Here is a 15,683-nt window from a genome sequence, read left to right as displayed (position 1 = left end):
AGATTAAAAGCCCAGGTTAACACCGGCCAGGAAGGTTTTGGCCAATGGTGGCGTGTAGAAATCGTGGCCCAACACCGTGTTGGCATTGTAGAGGCCCGATACTACTTCGGGGTCGTACCCGGTGTACTTGGTGAAGGTGGCCAGGTTCTGGCCCGTCACGTAGATGCGCACCGATTGCAGGTAACCCTTCTTCACTAGGTCGGCAGGCAGGTTGTAGCCTAGGGTGATGTTTTTGAGGCGGAAGAACGAGCCGTCCTGAATCCAGCGCGACGAGGTGCCCGTGCCGTTGCCTTCGCCGAAGCGGGCCTGCGGAATGTCGGTGATGTCGCCCTTTTTCTGCCAGCGGTTGAGCTGGTCGATGGTCTGGTTGTCGAAGAAGTCCCCGTTTACCGACTGATAGATGCCCGCGCCGTTATAAATGTCGTTGCCAACGGTAAACTGGCCCAGGCCGCTCAGGTCGAAGCCTTTGTAAGACATATTGAGCGTGACGCCGCCCGTGTATTTCGGGTTCGGGTTGCCTAGCTTCTGGTCAACTGCGTTGGCGTAAACATTCGTCTTCGAGCCGTCGGCCGTGTAGTAGAGTGCATCGCCGTTGTCGGGGTCGACGCCAGCGTATTTCTTGCCCCAGAACACACCAATGGGCTCGCCCTGACGCACGCGGCTCAGCGTGTTGCCGCCGGGGATGATTTCATCCTTCAGCGTGGTGATGATGTTGCGGTTGAACGAGATGTTGCCACCCACGCTCAGCTTGAAGTCGCCGTCGAGCACGCGGCCATTCAGGGCCAGTTCCAGACCGCGGTTACGCAGCGAGCCGATGTTCTCGGTAATGATGCTGTAGCCGCCGGTGTAGGGCAGCTGGCGGTTGAGCAGCAGGCCGGTAGTGGTTTTCTGGTACACGTCAGCTTCGCCCGTGATGCGGTTGTTGAGGAAGGCGAATTCTACCCCCAGGTCCACCTGCTTGGTGTTTTCCCAGGTCAGGTTGAGGTTGCCCAGGGTGTTGAGCGGGGCCGTGCCCGACAGGTCGGCATAAGGCAGTGCGGCGAACAGCGAGCGGGAAGCGAAGTTGGCAATTTCGGCGTTGCCGGTGAGGCCGTAGCTGGCGCGCAGCTTCAGGAAGCTCACCACCGAATTATCCTTCAGGAAGCTTTCTTCCGAAACCACGTAACCCACCGAGCCGGCCCCAAACGTGCCATACGGGTTATCCTGGCCGAAACGCGACGAGCCATCGCGGCGGATGCTGCCCGACACAAGGAACTTGTTGCGGAACGCATAGTTGAGACGGCCGAAGTAGGAGATGAACGAGAAGCCCGTGCCAAACGACTGGTTACCGCTGGTTTTCACGGCGGCGCTGGCAATGCGCGTAAACTCCGGCGTGGGGAAACCGCGGCCTTCGGCAGCCGTCAGCTTGGTATCGGAGCGCTGGTAGGAATAGCCGGCCAGGGCCTCAAAGCGGTTGTCATCGCCGAGGTTGAAGCCGTAGGTGGCCGTGTTGTTGGTGGTGTAGTTGATTACCTGCGTCTGGGCGCTGTAGGCGTAGCCGGTCGAGCCGCCGTCCTGCGTGCCGGCGCCGCGCACTAGGTCCTCGTTCAGATTTAGGAAGTCGCCGCCTACCTCGGTGCGCAGCGTCAGGCCCTTCAGCGGCTCCCAGCTCAGGAAGGCCGTGCTGAACGAGCGGAAGTTACCGGCGCGGTTGCTGCCGAGCTGCTGGTCAAGCAGGTTGTTGTAGTAGAGCGTGTTGGGGTTCAGTTTGCCCGAAGTGGGGTCGTACACCGGCTGCAAGGGCGGCAGGGCGTTCAGCTGCAGGGGGTTGGCAAAGGCGTTGTCGTCCGAAACCCGGTCGTTCACCGAACGAGTGAGCGAGAGGTTGATGCCCACTTTCAGCTTTTCGTAGATGCTGTGGTCGAGGTTGAGGCGGATGCTGCCCCGCCGGAAGCGGTTGCCGATGATGATACCCGTCTGGTCGTTGAACGTGCCGCTGAGGTAAAAGCGCGTTTTGGCATCGCCGCCGGCCACGCTCAAATCGTACTGGCTCACCGAACCGTGGTCGCGGAAAGCCTGGTCGCCCCAGTTCGTATCGGATGTCGAGTTGTAGTCAATCCCGCCGAAATCGGAGAAAACCCCTGCCACGTCCGGGTATTGGTCGGCACCCGTTCCCACGTAGCCCGCATTGATAATGGACTCACTGAACAGCTCCTTGTATTGAGCAGCATTCAGGAATTTCCGCTTGCGGGTGGGCGTGCTGCGGCCCACGTAGTAGCCCACGTTCACCTTGGTCTGGCCCTGGCGGCCTTTTTTGGTGGTCACAATCACCACGCCGTTCGAGGCGCGCGAGCCGTAGATGGCCGACGACGAGGCATCCTTAAGAATGGAGATGCTCTCGATATCATTCGGGTTGAGGTCGGCAAGCGGGTTGGCGCCGTCGGTGTTGGCCTGCGACTGGTCCTGCGAAGTCACCGGAATGCCGTCAATCACATACAGCGGCTGGTTGGAAGCCGTGACCGAGGCCGAGCCACGCACCCGAATCTGCACGCCCGCGCCCAGCTTGCCCGAGCCCTGGCTGATGGCCACGCCCGGCGTCCGGCCCTGAATGGCCTGCTCGAAGCTCACCACCGGCTGGTTTTCCACGTCCTTGGCCGAGAGCTGCGTCACGGAGCCTGTCAAATCAGCCTTGGTCTGCGTGCCGTAGCCTACCACAATGGCTTCGGTAAGTTCGGTGGTGCTGGCGGCCAGCGTGACGTTGAGCGTGGTTTGGCTGCCCACGGCCACCGTCTGCGCCTTGTAGCCTACCGAGCTAATGACCAGCGTGGCGTTAGGCTGCACAGTCAGGCTGAAATCGCCATTGGCGCCGGTGCTAATGCCGTTGGTGGTGCCCTGCTCTAGCACTGTCACGCCAGGAATGCCCCCGCCATCGGTCCCGACCACCCGGCCGCTGATGGCCCGGCTTTGGGCCCAGGCCGAGGCAGAATAGAGGCACGCCGCAAAGAGGAGCAGCAACCTTAAGTGAGTAATAAGTTTGTGTTTCATGGAAAAGTGGGTAAACTGTTAGAAATGAATAAACCCCCGAATAACAATTCGGGTAAACCGCAAAAAAAGCTGCCCGGAAATAAGAGACTGGCAATAATTCTTCCTCCAAACTACCAATCTCCTACTTATGGATGCCGAAACGAAAGTAATTACACATCCTGAATTTAACATTTCCGTTAACATTATCCGGCGGCCCTGCCATACTTCCCTACCTTTACCGAGCTATTCCCCGCAGCGCGTAGCCACGGGCGCCGCTGACTTTTTCTTTGCTTCTCAATGCCCACCATTCATTACCTCACCACGGCCGAACCCATTGCCGCCGCCGCCGCGCACTTTGCCACTTTGCCCCGCATCGGCATCGACCTAGAGTTTGATGATATGCGCCACCGTTACGGCCGCCACCTGGCACTTATTCAGGTGTTTGATGGCGCCGAGGTGTACCTGATTGACCCCCTGCCCCTGCCCGATATGGCCGTGGATTTGGAGCCGCTGTTCGCAGTGCTCCGCGACCCGGCCGTGGCCAAGGTGTTTCACTCCTGCAAGTCGGATATTTTGCTGCTCGACGAGGTGTTCAGCGTCAATTGCCGCAACATCGTGGACACCAGCGTTCAGTTTACTTTATTGGCCGCCGAGGACAATAATATTTCGCTGGGCCGCCTCATTCAGGCTGAATTGGGCCTCGAAGTCGACAAAGGCGAGCAGAAATCGAACTGGCTGAAACGCCCCCTCACCGAAGCCCAGAAGGAATACGCCGCCAACGACGTGCTCTACCTCTTCGAGCTCACCGACCGCCTCAGCGCCCGCCTGCAGGAGTTGGGCCGCTCCGATTGGGCCGCCCAGGAAAATCTGGCCCTCGAAGCCGTGCGCTACGGCCGCGATGACCCGCGCCCGTGGTCGCGCAACGCCGCCAAATACAAGATTACTGCGCTGGAAATGCCCATTTTCCGGGAGTTGTATATGCTGCGCGACGCCGTGGCCCGGCAGCTCGACCGGCCGCCCTACCACGTGCTCAGCAACGACCGACTGGCCGAGCTAGCCCGCAACCCACTCGAAACCGCCCTGCAGCTGCGTGGCGCCAACGGCCTGCACCCCGAGCTGAAACGCTCGCCCTACGCCGAGCAGCTCCTCGCCATCGGCACTACCGATTTGGAGCCTGATGCCCCGATTCCGGCCGACCAGCGCAAGTTTCCGTTCCGCCGCCGCCTTAGCGGCCCCGCCGCTGCCCGCGCCGATGCCCGCGAAGCCCTGCTTATGGCTCTCAAAGGCCACCTCGCCACCGACCACGGCAGCACGATGGCCAACATGGTGCTCAGCAACCGCCTCATCGCCGACATCATCGAGCTGGGTGCCGAAGCCGCCCTGCGCCCCTGGCAGCAGCAGCTGCTAAAGGACTCGGCCGAGAAGCACGGCGAAGATTACGCCTCAATTGAGAAGCCTTTCTAGACCGCAGATTTGAACGGATTTAACGAATAAGAACAGATTCGGATGAATCCCAACAACCACAAAAGCCAAAAAGGGCCACTGCTTCTTGAGCAGTGGCCCTTTTTATTACCTCGGGCGTGTACGCTTGAATCTGTTCTTATCCGTCAAATCCGTTACAATCTGCGGTTCAGAATTGCGCTTCCTCCGTGCTGCCCGCCAGCGCAGCGGTGCTGGTCTGGTTGCTGGTCACCACGTTCTGCACGGCATCGAAATAGCCGGTGCCCACGAAGGACTGGTGCTTCACGGCCTGGTAGCCGTCCTTCGCCAGCGCAAATTCCCGCTCCTGCAGCTCGGAGTAGCCGGCCATGCCGCGCTGGCGGTAGGCTTGGGCTAGCTCGAACATGCTGGTATTGAGCGCATGGAACCCGGCCAGTGTAATAAACTGAAACTTGTAGCCCAGCGCGGCCAGTTCCTCGCGGAAAGTTTCCATCTGCTCCACGCTCAGCTTCGAGGCCCAGTTGAAAGACGGCGAGCAGTTGTAGGCCAGCAGCTTGCCGGGGTATTTGGCATGGATGGCTTCGGCAAATTTGCGGGCGTCACCCAGGTCGGGGTGCGAGGTTTCCATCCAGATGAGGTCGGCGTAGGGCGCGTAGGCTAAGCCACGCGCAATGCCAGCCTCCACACCACAACGAATGCGGTAGAAACCCTCACTGGTGCGCTCGGCCTCCTGCAGGATAAAGGGCTGGTCGCGCGGGTCCACATCGGCCGTGAGCAGGTCGGCCGCGTCGGCGTCGGTGCGGGCCACGATGAGCGTGGGCACGCCCAGCACGTCGGCGGCCAGGCGGGCCGCCACCAGCTTGTTGATGGCCTCCTGCGTGGGGACCAGCACTTTGCCGCCCAAGTGGCCGCACTTTTTGGCCGATGACAATTGGTCTTCGAAATGCACGCCAGCTGCCCCGGCTTCAATCATCATTTTCATCAGCTCAAACGCATTCAGATTCCCGCCGAAACCAGCCTCAGCATCGGCCACGATGGGCGCCAGGTAGTGCACATCGCTGCGGCCGTCGAGGTGCTGAATCTGGTCGGCCCGCAGTAGGGCGTTGTTGATGCGCCGCACCACGGCCGGCACACTGTCCACGGGGTACAGGCTTTGGTCGGGGTACATGTGGCCGGCGCCGTTGGCATCGGCCGCCACCTGCCAGCCGCTGAGATAAATAGCCAGCAAGCCGGCCTGCACTTCCTGCACGGCCTGATTGCCGGTGAGCGCGCCCAGCCCGGCCACGTATTCACGGGTGTGCAGCAATTCCCACAGCCGCTCAGCCCCCTGGCGGGCTAGCGAATACTCAATGTGCACGGAGCCTTGCAGCTTCGCCACATCCTCGGGCGAGTATGGGCGCTCGATGCCAATCCAGCGGGGGTTGTGGGCCCAGTCGAGGGTAATTTCGGCGGCGCGTTGGGTGTGCGTTTTCATGGGAGTTGGGTTGAATGGTGGACGGTTGGGTTTGGGCAAAAGGGTACCGGGCCGCCTGTTGAGGCTGCTTTTTAATTCCAGCAAGTGGTAGGAACGCGCCATAGCGCGCTCAATCGTTGCAGACCAGACGGCACGGCCAGCGAACGCGCCATGGCGCGCTCCTACCACTTGCCGGTCTGGATTGTCTGCTTACGCCAGCTGCTCGTAGGCCGGCACGGTCAAAAATTCGATGAATTCCTCGCTTACAACCAGCTTATCAAACAGCCGGGCGGCGCTCAGGAAATGGCCAGTTGAATACGCCTTCTCTCCCACCAGCGCTTTGATTTTCTCCAGCTGCGCGGGCACCAGCGAGCGATATAGCTCGGTGGTCACGGGACGGCCATCGGCCAGCACGGTGCCCGGCGTGTGCAGCCACTGCCACACCTGCGCCCGGCTGATTTCGGCCGTGGCGGCGTCCTCCATCAGGTTATAAATCGGCACGCAGCCGTTGCCGCCCAGCCAGGAAGCCAGGTATTGAATGGCCACATCGATGTTCAGTTTCAGGCCTTCTTCGGTGATATTGCCAGCTGGAGCTTTCACCAAATCGGCGGCCGTCACGCGTACATCGGGGCGCTTGTTTTCTATTTGGTTGGGGCCGGGCATGAGACGGTCGAAGACTTCGAGCGCCACTTGCACCAGGCCGGGATGGGCCACCCAGGTGCCGTCGTGGCCGTTGGTGGCCTCGCGGATTTTATCCTGCCGGACTTTTTCCAGCGCCTCGGCGTTGGCGGCCGGGTCGTTTTTGATGGGAATCTGGGCGGCCATGCCGCCGATGGCGTGCACGCCCCGACGGTGGCAGGTTTGTACTACCAGCGCCGAGTAGGCGGCCATGAAAGGCACCGTCATGGTTACCTCGGCGCGGTTGGGTAGCCGGAATTCGGGGTTCAGCCCCAGCCGCTTGATGTAGCTAAAAATATAGTCCCAGCGCCCGCAGTTCAGGCCCGCGCTGTGCTCGCGCAGCTCGTACAGGATTTCATTCAGTTCGAAAGCTGCCGGCAGTGTTTCAATCAGAACTGTGGCTTTGATAACGCATTTAGGCTGTTTCAATGACCATTGGGCGAAACCAAAAACGTCGTTCCACAACCGTGCTTCGAGGTGGCTTTCGAGCTTGGGCAGGTAGAAATAGGGCGCCGTGCCCCGGGCGCATAGTTCATGCGCGTTGTGGAAATAATAAAGCCCGAAATCAAGCAGCGCGGCGCTGATGGGCTCACCATCAACCAGAATGTGCTTCTCGACCAGATGCCAGCCGCGCGGACGCACCATGAGCACGGCGGTTTTCTCGTTCAGCTTATACTCCTTGGTAGGCGTGCTGAGCGAGATGGTGCGGCGGACGGCATCGCGCAGGTTAATCTGGCCCTGAATGACGTTGTCCCAGGTCGGGGCGTTGGAGTCTTCGAGGTCGGCCATGAACACGCTGGCTCCGGAATTCAACGCGTTGATAATCATCTTCCGCTCTACGGGGCCGGTGATTTCCACACGGCGGTCGAGCAGGTCCTGGGGCAGCGGGGCCACGGTCCATTCCTGCTCGCGCAGGCGCTGGGTTTCGGGCAGAAAATCCGGGCGAATGCCAGCGGCGAAATCGGCCTGACGCTCGGCGCGGCGGGCCAACAGCGCCTGCCGGGTATGGTCGAAGCGGCGGTGCAGCTCGGCCACGAAGGCCAGGGCCGAAGGGGTAAGAATTTCGGCAAAAGCCGGCGAATAGGTGCCGAGAACCTTCACCCGCTCGGGGGTGAGGTAGGTGGGCGTGGGAGCGGGCGCGAGGTCGGTGAAAGTCATAGCTGAGTTAGTTAACAGTGAGCAATGAGTAGCGGAGGCTTTTTTTCGGTTGAGCTGCGCCCGTGGCCGGTGGTTCGGGGCCACACTTTAGGCTGGGCTTGACACAAACATACATTGCGAATTTTATTTTATTAGCGAATATTCGCTGATAAAATAAAATTCGCTCAAACCCTGCCTTTAGCTAAGTCGCCGTAGCTTCGTCAAAAGAACTCCTGCGGGGAATAGGGCCGGTTTAGGTGGTCAGGTACCGCAGGCTTCGATGCCAAAATTTTATTTACTCTATGCTCAACCACGGCCAGGTCGTCCGTCTCATTTTTGGTCTGAAGCTGCGCGAGTTGCGGCAGGAGCGCAGCCTGAGCCCGGCCGAGCTGGCGCGGGCCTGCGATGTGTCGGTGAGCTATTTGAATGAGATTGAGAAAGGCAAAAAGTACCCCAAGGCCGACAAGATTCTGAGTTTGAGCAAGGCGCTGCACGTGCGCTACGACCAGCTGACCTCGCTGGAGCTGCCGCGCCGGCTGGAGCCCATCGGCGAGTTGCTGAATTCCAAAATGCTGAAGGAGTTTCCGCTGGAGATGTACGGCCTGGAGCCGGCCCGCATTATCGAGCTGATTGCCAATGCGCCGGCCCGGATGAATGCCTTCATTAGCACCATCTTCGAGATTGCGCGCAACTACGAGCTGCGCCAGGAGCACCTGTTTCTGGCCGCGCTACGCTCGTTTCAGGAAATGCACGACAACTACTTCGAGGACCTGGAGCAGGACGTGCGGGCCTTTGTGGGCAGCCACCAGCTGAGCACCGCCGCGCCCTTCGACCTCGGCCAGCTGGAGCGCGTGCTCATCGAAGAATATGGCTATACGCTGGACCGCGAGACGCTGGGGCGGCACGCCGTGGCCACCCAGGCGCGGCTGCGGAGCGTGTTTCAACCCAAAACCAAGCGCTTGCTGCTGCGGACGGGGCTGAGCCGGGGCCAGCAGGCCTTCGTGCTGGGCCGCGAGGTGGCCTTCAACTACCTGAAGCTGACGGAGCGGCCTCACGTGAGCAGCAGCCTGCAGGTGCGGTCCTTCGATGAGGTGCTGAACAATTTCAAGGCGTCCTATTTTGCCGGGGCTTTGCTGATGGAGGAAGAAAGCCTGCTGCGCGACGTGAAGAAATTTTTCGGGGCCAAAAACTGGGAGCCCGAGCTGCTGCTGAACCTGATGACGCAGTATGACGTGAGCCCCGAGATGTTTATGCAGCGCCTCACCACACTGCTGCCGCGCCATTTTGGCCTGCAAAGCCTGTTCTTCCTGCGCTTTGACCAAGCCGATTCGCTCGCGCCTTTCGAGCTGACTAAGGAGCTGCACCTGGCCCGCCTGCACAACCCCCACGGCAACGAGCTCAACGAGCACTACTGCCGCCGCTGGGTGAGTTTGCGCCTCATTAACGAGGCTCGCGCCCTGCCCGTGCCCGATACCGCCGATGCGCCCGTGACCGTAGCCGGCGCGCAGAAGTCCCGCTACTTCGGCACCGACGACGAGTATCTCTGCTTCACGCTGGCCCGCGCCGGCACGCCCACCCAGGTGGCCCTGAGCGTGACCATTGGGCTGCGCTGCGACGACAACCTGAAACAGCACGTCCGCTTCCTGGCCGACCTGGCCCTGCCCTTCCGCATCGTGAACGAGACCTGCGAGCGGTGCCCGATTGAAGACTGTGAGTCGCGCGCGGCGGCTCCTACCGAGATTGTGCGCTTGGCCGAGCGGGCGGCATTTGAGGCAGCCGTGGCGGAACTTGTAGAAGGAAAGGCCTGATGCGGCGCGGCTACTTAATTGGCGGGGTGTTACTGCTCCTGCTCCTCGGCGCTGGCTATGTGGGGTGGCGCGTAGCCTACCGCCCCAACGTGGTGGCCTTTCCCGAAGGGCCGGCTTACCTTTATATCCGCACCGGCACGGGCTACGCAGCGGTGCTAGATTCGCTGCAAAAGCACGAGCTACTTATCGAGCCGGCCACTTTTCGCTGGATGGCCGAGCACCACGATTACCCGCCCCACGTGAAGCCGGGCCGCTACCGGCTGGACCCTGGCATGGGCAACATCGATTTGGTAAAAATGCTGCTATTCGGCCACCAGGACACGGTTAAGTTTGAGCTGAAGCCCTTTCATTATATTGAGCAGTTGCCGCGCAAGGTGTGCGGCCGGCTCGAAACCGACTCTTTCAAGCTGGAGCTGCTGCTGGGCGATAACCAAGGCCTGCAACGCCGCTACCACCTCGATACCTGCACCATTCGCACCATGTTTATACCGGGGCAGTACCGGCTGCTGTGGAACACCAGTGCCCCGGTTTTCCTCGATTCGGTGGCCGCCCGCTACCGCCGGTTCTGGACACCGGAGCGCCAGGCCCGAGCCGATTCGCTGAAGATGAGCCGTGTGGAGGTGAGCGTGCTGGCCAGCATCGTGCAGCGCGAAACTGCCCAGCCAACCGATAAGCCCCTCATCGCCGCCGTGTACCTCAACCGCCTGCGCAACGGCCAGCCCCTGCAGGCCGACCCCACCCTGCTCTGGCCCCTGCACGGCTTGGGCACCCGCAAGCGCGTGCTCAACGTGGACAAAAAAGTGGATTCGCCCTACAACACCTACCGCCACAAGGGCCTGCCGCCCGGCCCCATCACCACGCCGCTGCCCGGCTCGCTGCTGGCGGTGCTCAAGCCCGCCCACAACAAAAACCTGTTCTTCTGCGCCCGGCCCGACGGCAGCGGTTTCTCAGACTTTGCCGAAACCTACGCCCAGCACAAGCTGAATGCCCGCCGCTACCAACACCGACTGGATAGCCTGGGGGTGAAGCGTTGAATCGGGCAGCCGCTTCGGCTTTTCTGCCCGCGCTTGCCATTTCCGTGAGACAGTCTCATATCGGTTTACAGCACTCGATTTTGCGGGCAGGCCGAGGTTTGGAAGGCGCGGCTGAGCGTGCCAAACCTTGCGGCCCGGGGTTATCCTTTTGTGAGCCACGGGCCGGAGGCTGGGCTACTACCCGGCGACTGTGTACATTTGTTTCCCAATTTTCCGCAAAACCGCCCGTATGCGCCAACCTTTTCTTTTTCTGATTCCTGTCTTCTGTGGATTAACGGCTTCGGCCAGCGGCTATGACAGCGGCCCGCAAGGTGCCCGCGTGCTAGGGCTGGGCGGGGCCAGCACGGCCTACATCAACAGCATTGCCGGCATGAGCACCAACCCCGGCCTGCTGGGCCAGTGGGCCGATTCCCTCACCCGCGTGAGCATCGGCGGCATTGGCCAGATACGGCGCACCTCCTTTGTGGGCCAGGATACCTACCAGCGCACCGACCAGGACCTGGTGGTGCAGCCCGGCGGCTACCTCTACGCCACCCACGCCCTGAACAAGCGCGTGGCCCTGGGCCTGGCCATCACCACGCCCTACGGCTACCACACCAAATGGCCCAGCACTTGGGAAGGCCGCTCTGTTATTCAGGAAAGCCAGCTCAACACCTACTTCGTGCAGCCCACGGTGGGCATCCGGCTCAACGACAACTTCAGTGCCGGCGTGGGAGTTGTGTATGCCTTTGGCAAATACAGCCAGCGCCGCGCCCTGGGCCAATACGACGACCCGAACGCCCAGACCCAGTTCAGCGCCAGCGGCTCGGGCTTCGGCGTGAATGCGGGCCTGTACGGCCGCAGCGGCGACAACCTGTCGTTCGGCATCAGCTACCGCAGCACCGTGCAGCTGAAAATGAACAACGGCACCCTTACCACCACCGGCGTGCCCACCCGCGATGCCAGCTTGGCCCCCGCCTCCTCAGACTTCACTACCCGCGTTAGCATGCCCAGCACGCTATCCGTGGGCATCGCCGACCACATCACCAAGAAACTGCTGCTCACTTTCGACTTCTCCCTGAGTGGCTGGAGTGCGGTCGATTCGCTGAAACTGAACGTGGCCGCTACCGGCAGCACCCCCGCCCGCACCCAAAGCAGCGTGCGCCGCTACGAAGACGCGCTGAGCTTCCGCGTGGGCACCGAGTACCAAGTAAACCCCAAGCTGACCGTACTCGGCGGCTTTCACTACGACGAGACGCCCGTGCGCGACGAGTACATCAATCCCGAGTTCCTTGACGCTAACCGTGTGGGCGTATCGGCCGGCCTGAGCTACCAGCTCACCTCACGCCTGGCGCTGGAAGGAGCTTATTCCTTCGACTACGGCCAGCTGCGCACCGCCCGCGTTTCTCAGAACGATGAGAAGGTATCCAACGTGGCCGGCACCTACCGCTTAGCGGTTAATACTGCATCGGTGGGCCTTTCGGTAGCCTTCTAAGCCGCCGATTCCACGTTCCTCATTCTGCATTTTCGATTCCGATTTCCGCGATGAAGCATTTTTCTTTTACGCTTTCGGGCCGCGCTGGCTTTGTGGCTGCCACCGCCCTGCTGCTCAATGCCTGCGCTCCGGGCCAGGACACTCCTACCCCCACCGCTGCCATCGACCTGAGCCATTACCTGGCCGTGGGCGACAGCTACACCGCGGGCTTCAGCGCGGGGGGCCTCACCCGCACCAGCCAGCAGTATTCGTTTCCCAACCTGATGGCCCAGCAATTTGCGCTGGCTTCGGGCGGCGGCAGCTTCACGCAGCCTACGCTGGAAGCCGGCACGGGCACGGGCTACCTCAACCTGCTCGATTTCACGGCGACCGGCCAGCCCCGGGCGCGCCGGGTAGCGGGTGCGGCCGTGCGCCGCTCCGTGATTGACCCCGCCGCCTGCGGCGGCCCCGATACCGTGCGCCTGTTCACGCGCAGCGCCACGGCCAGCGCATTGCCCCAGAACCTGGGCGTGCCGGGCCTCAAGCTCAGCCAGATTGAAGTAGCCGGCCTCGGCAACGAAACCAATGCTACCCCAGGCGGCGCATTCAACCCCTACTTCGAGCGGCTGCTGCCCGCTGCCGACAGCCGTACCTACCTGCAAGCCGTAACGACAGCTGCCAGCTCGGCCACTTTTTTCACCTACTTCCAGGGCCTGGATGAGCTCATGCCCTACATCCGTAGCGGCGGCACCTGCGGTACGGTCTCGACCTCCCTGGCGGAGACAATGAAGCTCAACGCCCGGAAAATCCTCGATGTTCTGGCTGCCAACGGCCGCAAAGGCATCATCATGCGCTTGCCCGACATTAAAACGCTGCCGCTGCTGCGCCAGGGCCAGGGCAAGAACGTGGAAGCTCGCCTGCAGGCCTTCTACCACGATAATGCCCTGATTTACATCGAAAGTCCCTTCGTGCCGGGCACCTCGCAGCCCATCACCGACGAAGATTACATTCTGGCTACGGCGCTGCCGCGCATAGGCCAGCTCACGCCGGTGCAGGTGGGCAGCAGCATCCTGATGCTGCCCTACGGCCGCGACGCACGCAACCCAATTCGCAACGCCGATGTGTTGGAGAAAGCCTCAGAGCTCAACATTCTCACCGGCATTATCACCACCTATAACGGCGGCACCAGCCGGGCGCTGAGCCTGGAAGGACTGGCGAAACTCTACAAATTGCCCATCGTCGACCCAGCCCAGAGCCTGTACACGCTGGATACGGGCTTGCTGTTCACCAATGTGGGTAATTCCGTGGCCATCGGAGGCGTAGTGTACTCGGCCGAGCCCGTGCGGGGTAATTTCTTTTCCCTGGACTATTATACCCTCACGCCCCGGGGTAATGCCCTGCTGGCCAACACCTGCATCACGGCCATCAACCGAGCCTACCAAGCCAACATCCCGGCAGTTGACGTGAACAAGCTCCCCACTACGGCGCAGTAGTGCGGGCTTAGCCTTTTCCTGATATTACCTCTGAAGCCGCTGGTCGCAGCCCCTGATAGCAAGCTATCGAAGGGCCACGACCAGCGGCTTCGCTTTTGCCGATGCGGTAATTATTGCAGCCGATATAGCCGGAGGGGCAGCGAATCGGCCTGCGCAGCCTGGCACGCGGCCAGGGTTTCGACGTAGCTTAGCCCTGTGTACTCAGAATGCTCCAAGAACAACAGCGGCCTGTGCAGCGCCGGCTCGGGCCACGCCGCCACCGGCCGCTGCGCCGCCAGCGAATCGAACCGGGCCACGCCCGCCACCTGCCGGTAGCCATCGAACAGCACGTACTGCACGCCCTGGCGGCGCAGGGCCGGTAGCTGCCGCTCGTCCGTGATTACCGTCAGGATTTGGCGATTGTTCAGGTACGGGGTTAGGTTAAGGCCCACGGTGCTGGCTATCCGTGTGGCTCCGTGCTGTTGCAGCCACGCCGCCACCTGCGGGTAGTGCGTGGGCAGCGGCGCATACAGCTCGCGCTGAATGCGGAACAAGTTCTGGCCCACCGCAGCCAGTAGCACCCCGGCCAGCGCCCAGCCGGGCAGCACGCGCCGGCCGCTCAGCACGGCCAGCGCGGCCAGCGGCAGGTAGGCAAACAGTAGTCCCCGGGGCGCTTTCACCACCAGCGACATGCCGCCCAGCAGCAGCGCAGCCCACACCAGCAGGTAGGATAGCACCGTCCACTGCCGGGTGGCCGCCCACCCGCCGGCCTGCCACTGGCGCAGCACCAGCCACGCGGCCAGCCCCAGCCCCAGCAGCAGAAGCGGCGACTCGAAGCTGCCCAGGTAGCGCAGGTAATAGGTGATATCGAGGCTCATGGTGGCTTGCCGGCCCGCCAGGTTGGCGGTTTTAGGCACGGCCACGCGCACGTAGAAGGCCAACCAACGGTACCACGGCAGCCCCACCTGCCACCCCAACGCACCAAACAGGAAGTAGGGCGCGGCCAGGATGCCCAGCACTCGCCCCCAGGTGCGCGGCTGCCGCCACAGGCCGTCGGACTGCCACCACTCCAGCACCACGAGGATGGGAATGGTGAACAGGAATTTATAGTCTATGCTCAGGCCCAATGCTAGCCACAAGGCCACGCGCGGCAATGCGGCAGAATTGGGCTGCTGTAAGCGCGCAAAATGGCTGCGCAACAGCCCTGCAAACAGCACAAGGTTGAGCGAGCTCATGGTGAAGTCGCGGCCCGAAAACGTGAGCAGCAGCGAGGTGCCGCCCAGCAGCGCGAGGCCCGCCGTTTCGGGGCCGTTGAGGCGGGCTTGGCGGCTCACCCAGGCCACGAAAAAGCCCAGCCCGGCCACGCCCAGCAGCGCATTGATGGTTTGCAGCACCACAAACCGATGCGCAACCAATGCCACCGGCAGGTAGAAAACGCTGAACCCCGGGCTGCCGTGGTGGAAGAGCTGGGAGAAGTCGCCGTGCACCATCTGCTGAATTATCTGCCAGTCGCGTACCGAGTCGGAATCGGGTGCGCCGACCTCGGCCAGCCGCCACAGCCGGCTGATGGCCACTAGCAGCAGCGCCCCCAGCAGCCACCAGCGGCGGCTAGCGGAGATGCGGACGTTATTTGCAGAGTCAAATAGAAGCATGGGCAGTGACGCGAAAGGGCAGGCGCGAAGGTCGGCACGCCTGCCACAACATTCGGCGCAACTTCCGGCTTTACCCGTTTCACTTAAACAATTTATGCGTCTCGTTATTCAGCGCGTTAGCCAGGCTTCGGTCACCGTCGACGGGCACATTACCGGCCAGATTGGCCCGGGCCTACTGGTATTGGCCGGCTTCGCCCCTACTGATAATTCTACTTCCCTCGCCTGGATGTGCCGCAAGCTGGTGCAGCTCCGCATTTTTGGCGACGAAAATGGCCAGATGAACCGCAGCGTGCAAGACATCGGCGGGCAGGTGCTGGTAGTGAGCCAGTTCACGCTGCTGGCCGATGCGCGCAAGGGCAACCGCCCCAGTTACATTGGGGCTGCCCCGCCCGCCGTGGCCGAGCCGCTGTACGAGCAGTTTGTGGCTATGGTGGCCGCCGAGCTGGGCCAGCCCGTGCCCACCGGCATCTTTGGGGCCGATATGAAAGTCAGCCTGCTCAACGATGGCCCGGTAACCATCGTGCTCGATTCGCCGGCTTAAACCTCACCCGCT

The 15,683-nt window shown here is 61.8% G+C and carries 10 protein-coding genes; 6 read left to right on the top strand and 4 right to left on the bottom strand.

The annotated features are described in order from the left end of the window. Window positions 1-3: 3 nt before the first annotated feature. Complete coding sequence (locus I7X13_RS09815) at window positions 4-3,024, bottom strand: SusC/RagA family TonB-linked outer membrane protein (protein ID WP_198067862.1); 3,021 nt, start codon at window positions 3,022-3,024, stop codon at window positions 4-6. A gap of 276 nt (window positions 3,025-3,300) precedes the next feature. Here I7X13_RS09815 and I7X13_RS09810 point away from each other — a divergent pair, with 276 nt between their 5' ends. Beyond that, a complete protein-coding gene (locus I7X13_RS09810) occupies window positions 3,301-4,467 on the top strand; it encodes a ribonuclease D (RefSeq protein WP_198075337.1) in 1,167 nt (388 codons plus the stop codon). A gap of 166 nt (window positions 4,468-4,633) precedes the next feature. Here the strand turns inward: I7X13_RS09810 and aceA are convergent, their stop codons facing one another. Continuing rightward, entirely contained in the window at window positions 4,634-5,917 is a 1,284-nt protein-coding gene (gene aceA, locus I7X13_RS09805) for an isocitrate lyase (protein WP_198075336.1), read from the bottom strand. Between the two features lie 189 nt (window positions 5,918-6,106). After that, complete coding sequence (gene aceB / locus I7X13_RS09800) at window positions 6,107-7,732, bottom strand: malate synthase A (RefSeq protein ID WP_198075335.1); 1,626 nt, start codon at window positions 7,730-7,732, stop codon at window positions 6,107-6,109. Between the two features lie 281 nt (window positions 7,733-8,013). Between aceB and I7X13_RS09795 the strand changes: the two genes are divergently transcribed. The 4 genes from I7X13_RS09795 (at window position 8,014) to I7X13_RS09780 (ending at window position 13,499) form a co-directional block, all read left to right on the top strand. Beyond that, window positions 8,014-9,519 (top strand): helix-turn-helix domain-containing protein, encoded by a 1,506-nt coding sequence (locus tag I7X13_RS09795; RefSeq protein ID WP_198075334.1) that lies wholly within the window; start codon window positions 8,014-8,016, stop codon window positions 9,517-9,519. 26 nt (window positions 9,520-9,545) lie between these two features. After that, window positions 9,546-10,553, top strand: a complete 1,008-nt coding sequence (gene mltG / locus I7X13_RS09790) for an endolytic transglycosylase MltG (protein WP_198075333.1) — start codon at window positions 9,546-9,548, stop codon at window positions 10,551-10,553. 229 nt (window positions 10,554-10,782) lie between these two features. After that, entirely contained in the window at window positions 10,783-12,027 is a 1,245-nt protein-coding gene (locus tag I7X13_RS09785) for an OmpP1/FadL family transporter (RefSeq protein ID WP_198075332.1), read from the top strand. A gap of 50 nt (window positions 12,028-12,077) precedes the next feature. Further along, entirely contained in the window at window positions 12,078-13,499 is a 1,422-nt protein-coding gene (locus I7X13_RS09780) for a hypothetical protein (protein ID WP_198075331.1), read from the top strand. A 110-nt stretch (window positions 13,500-13,609) separates the two neighbouring features. Here the strand turns inward: I7X13_RS09780 and I7X13_RS09775 are convergent, their stop codons facing one another. Continuing rightward, entirely contained in the window at window positions 13,610-15,130 is a 1,521-nt protein-coding gene (locus I7X13_RS09775; protein WP_198075330.1) for a hypothetical protein, read from the bottom strand. Between the two features lie 94 nt (window positions 15,131-15,224). On the opposite strand from I7X13_RS09775, the gene dtd reads away from it, so the two are divergent. After that, on the top strand, window positions 15,225-15,671 hold the full coding sequence (gene dtd / locus I7X13_RS09770) for a D-aminoacyl-tRNA deacylase (protein ID WP_198067853.1): 447 nt from the start codon (window positions 15,225-15,227) through the stop codon (window positions 15,669-15,671). Window positions 15,672-15,683 lie beyond the last annotated feature (12 nt).

The sequence above is a fragment of the Hymenobacter negativus genome (assembly GCF_016056375.1).
Classification (GTDB): Bacteria; Bacteroidota; Bacteroidia; order Cytophagales; family Hymenobacteraceae; genus Hymenobacter; species Hymenobacter negativus_A.
Note: the sequence above shows the minus strand (reverse complement) of the source record. Positions and strands in the feature narration are given on the sequence as shown.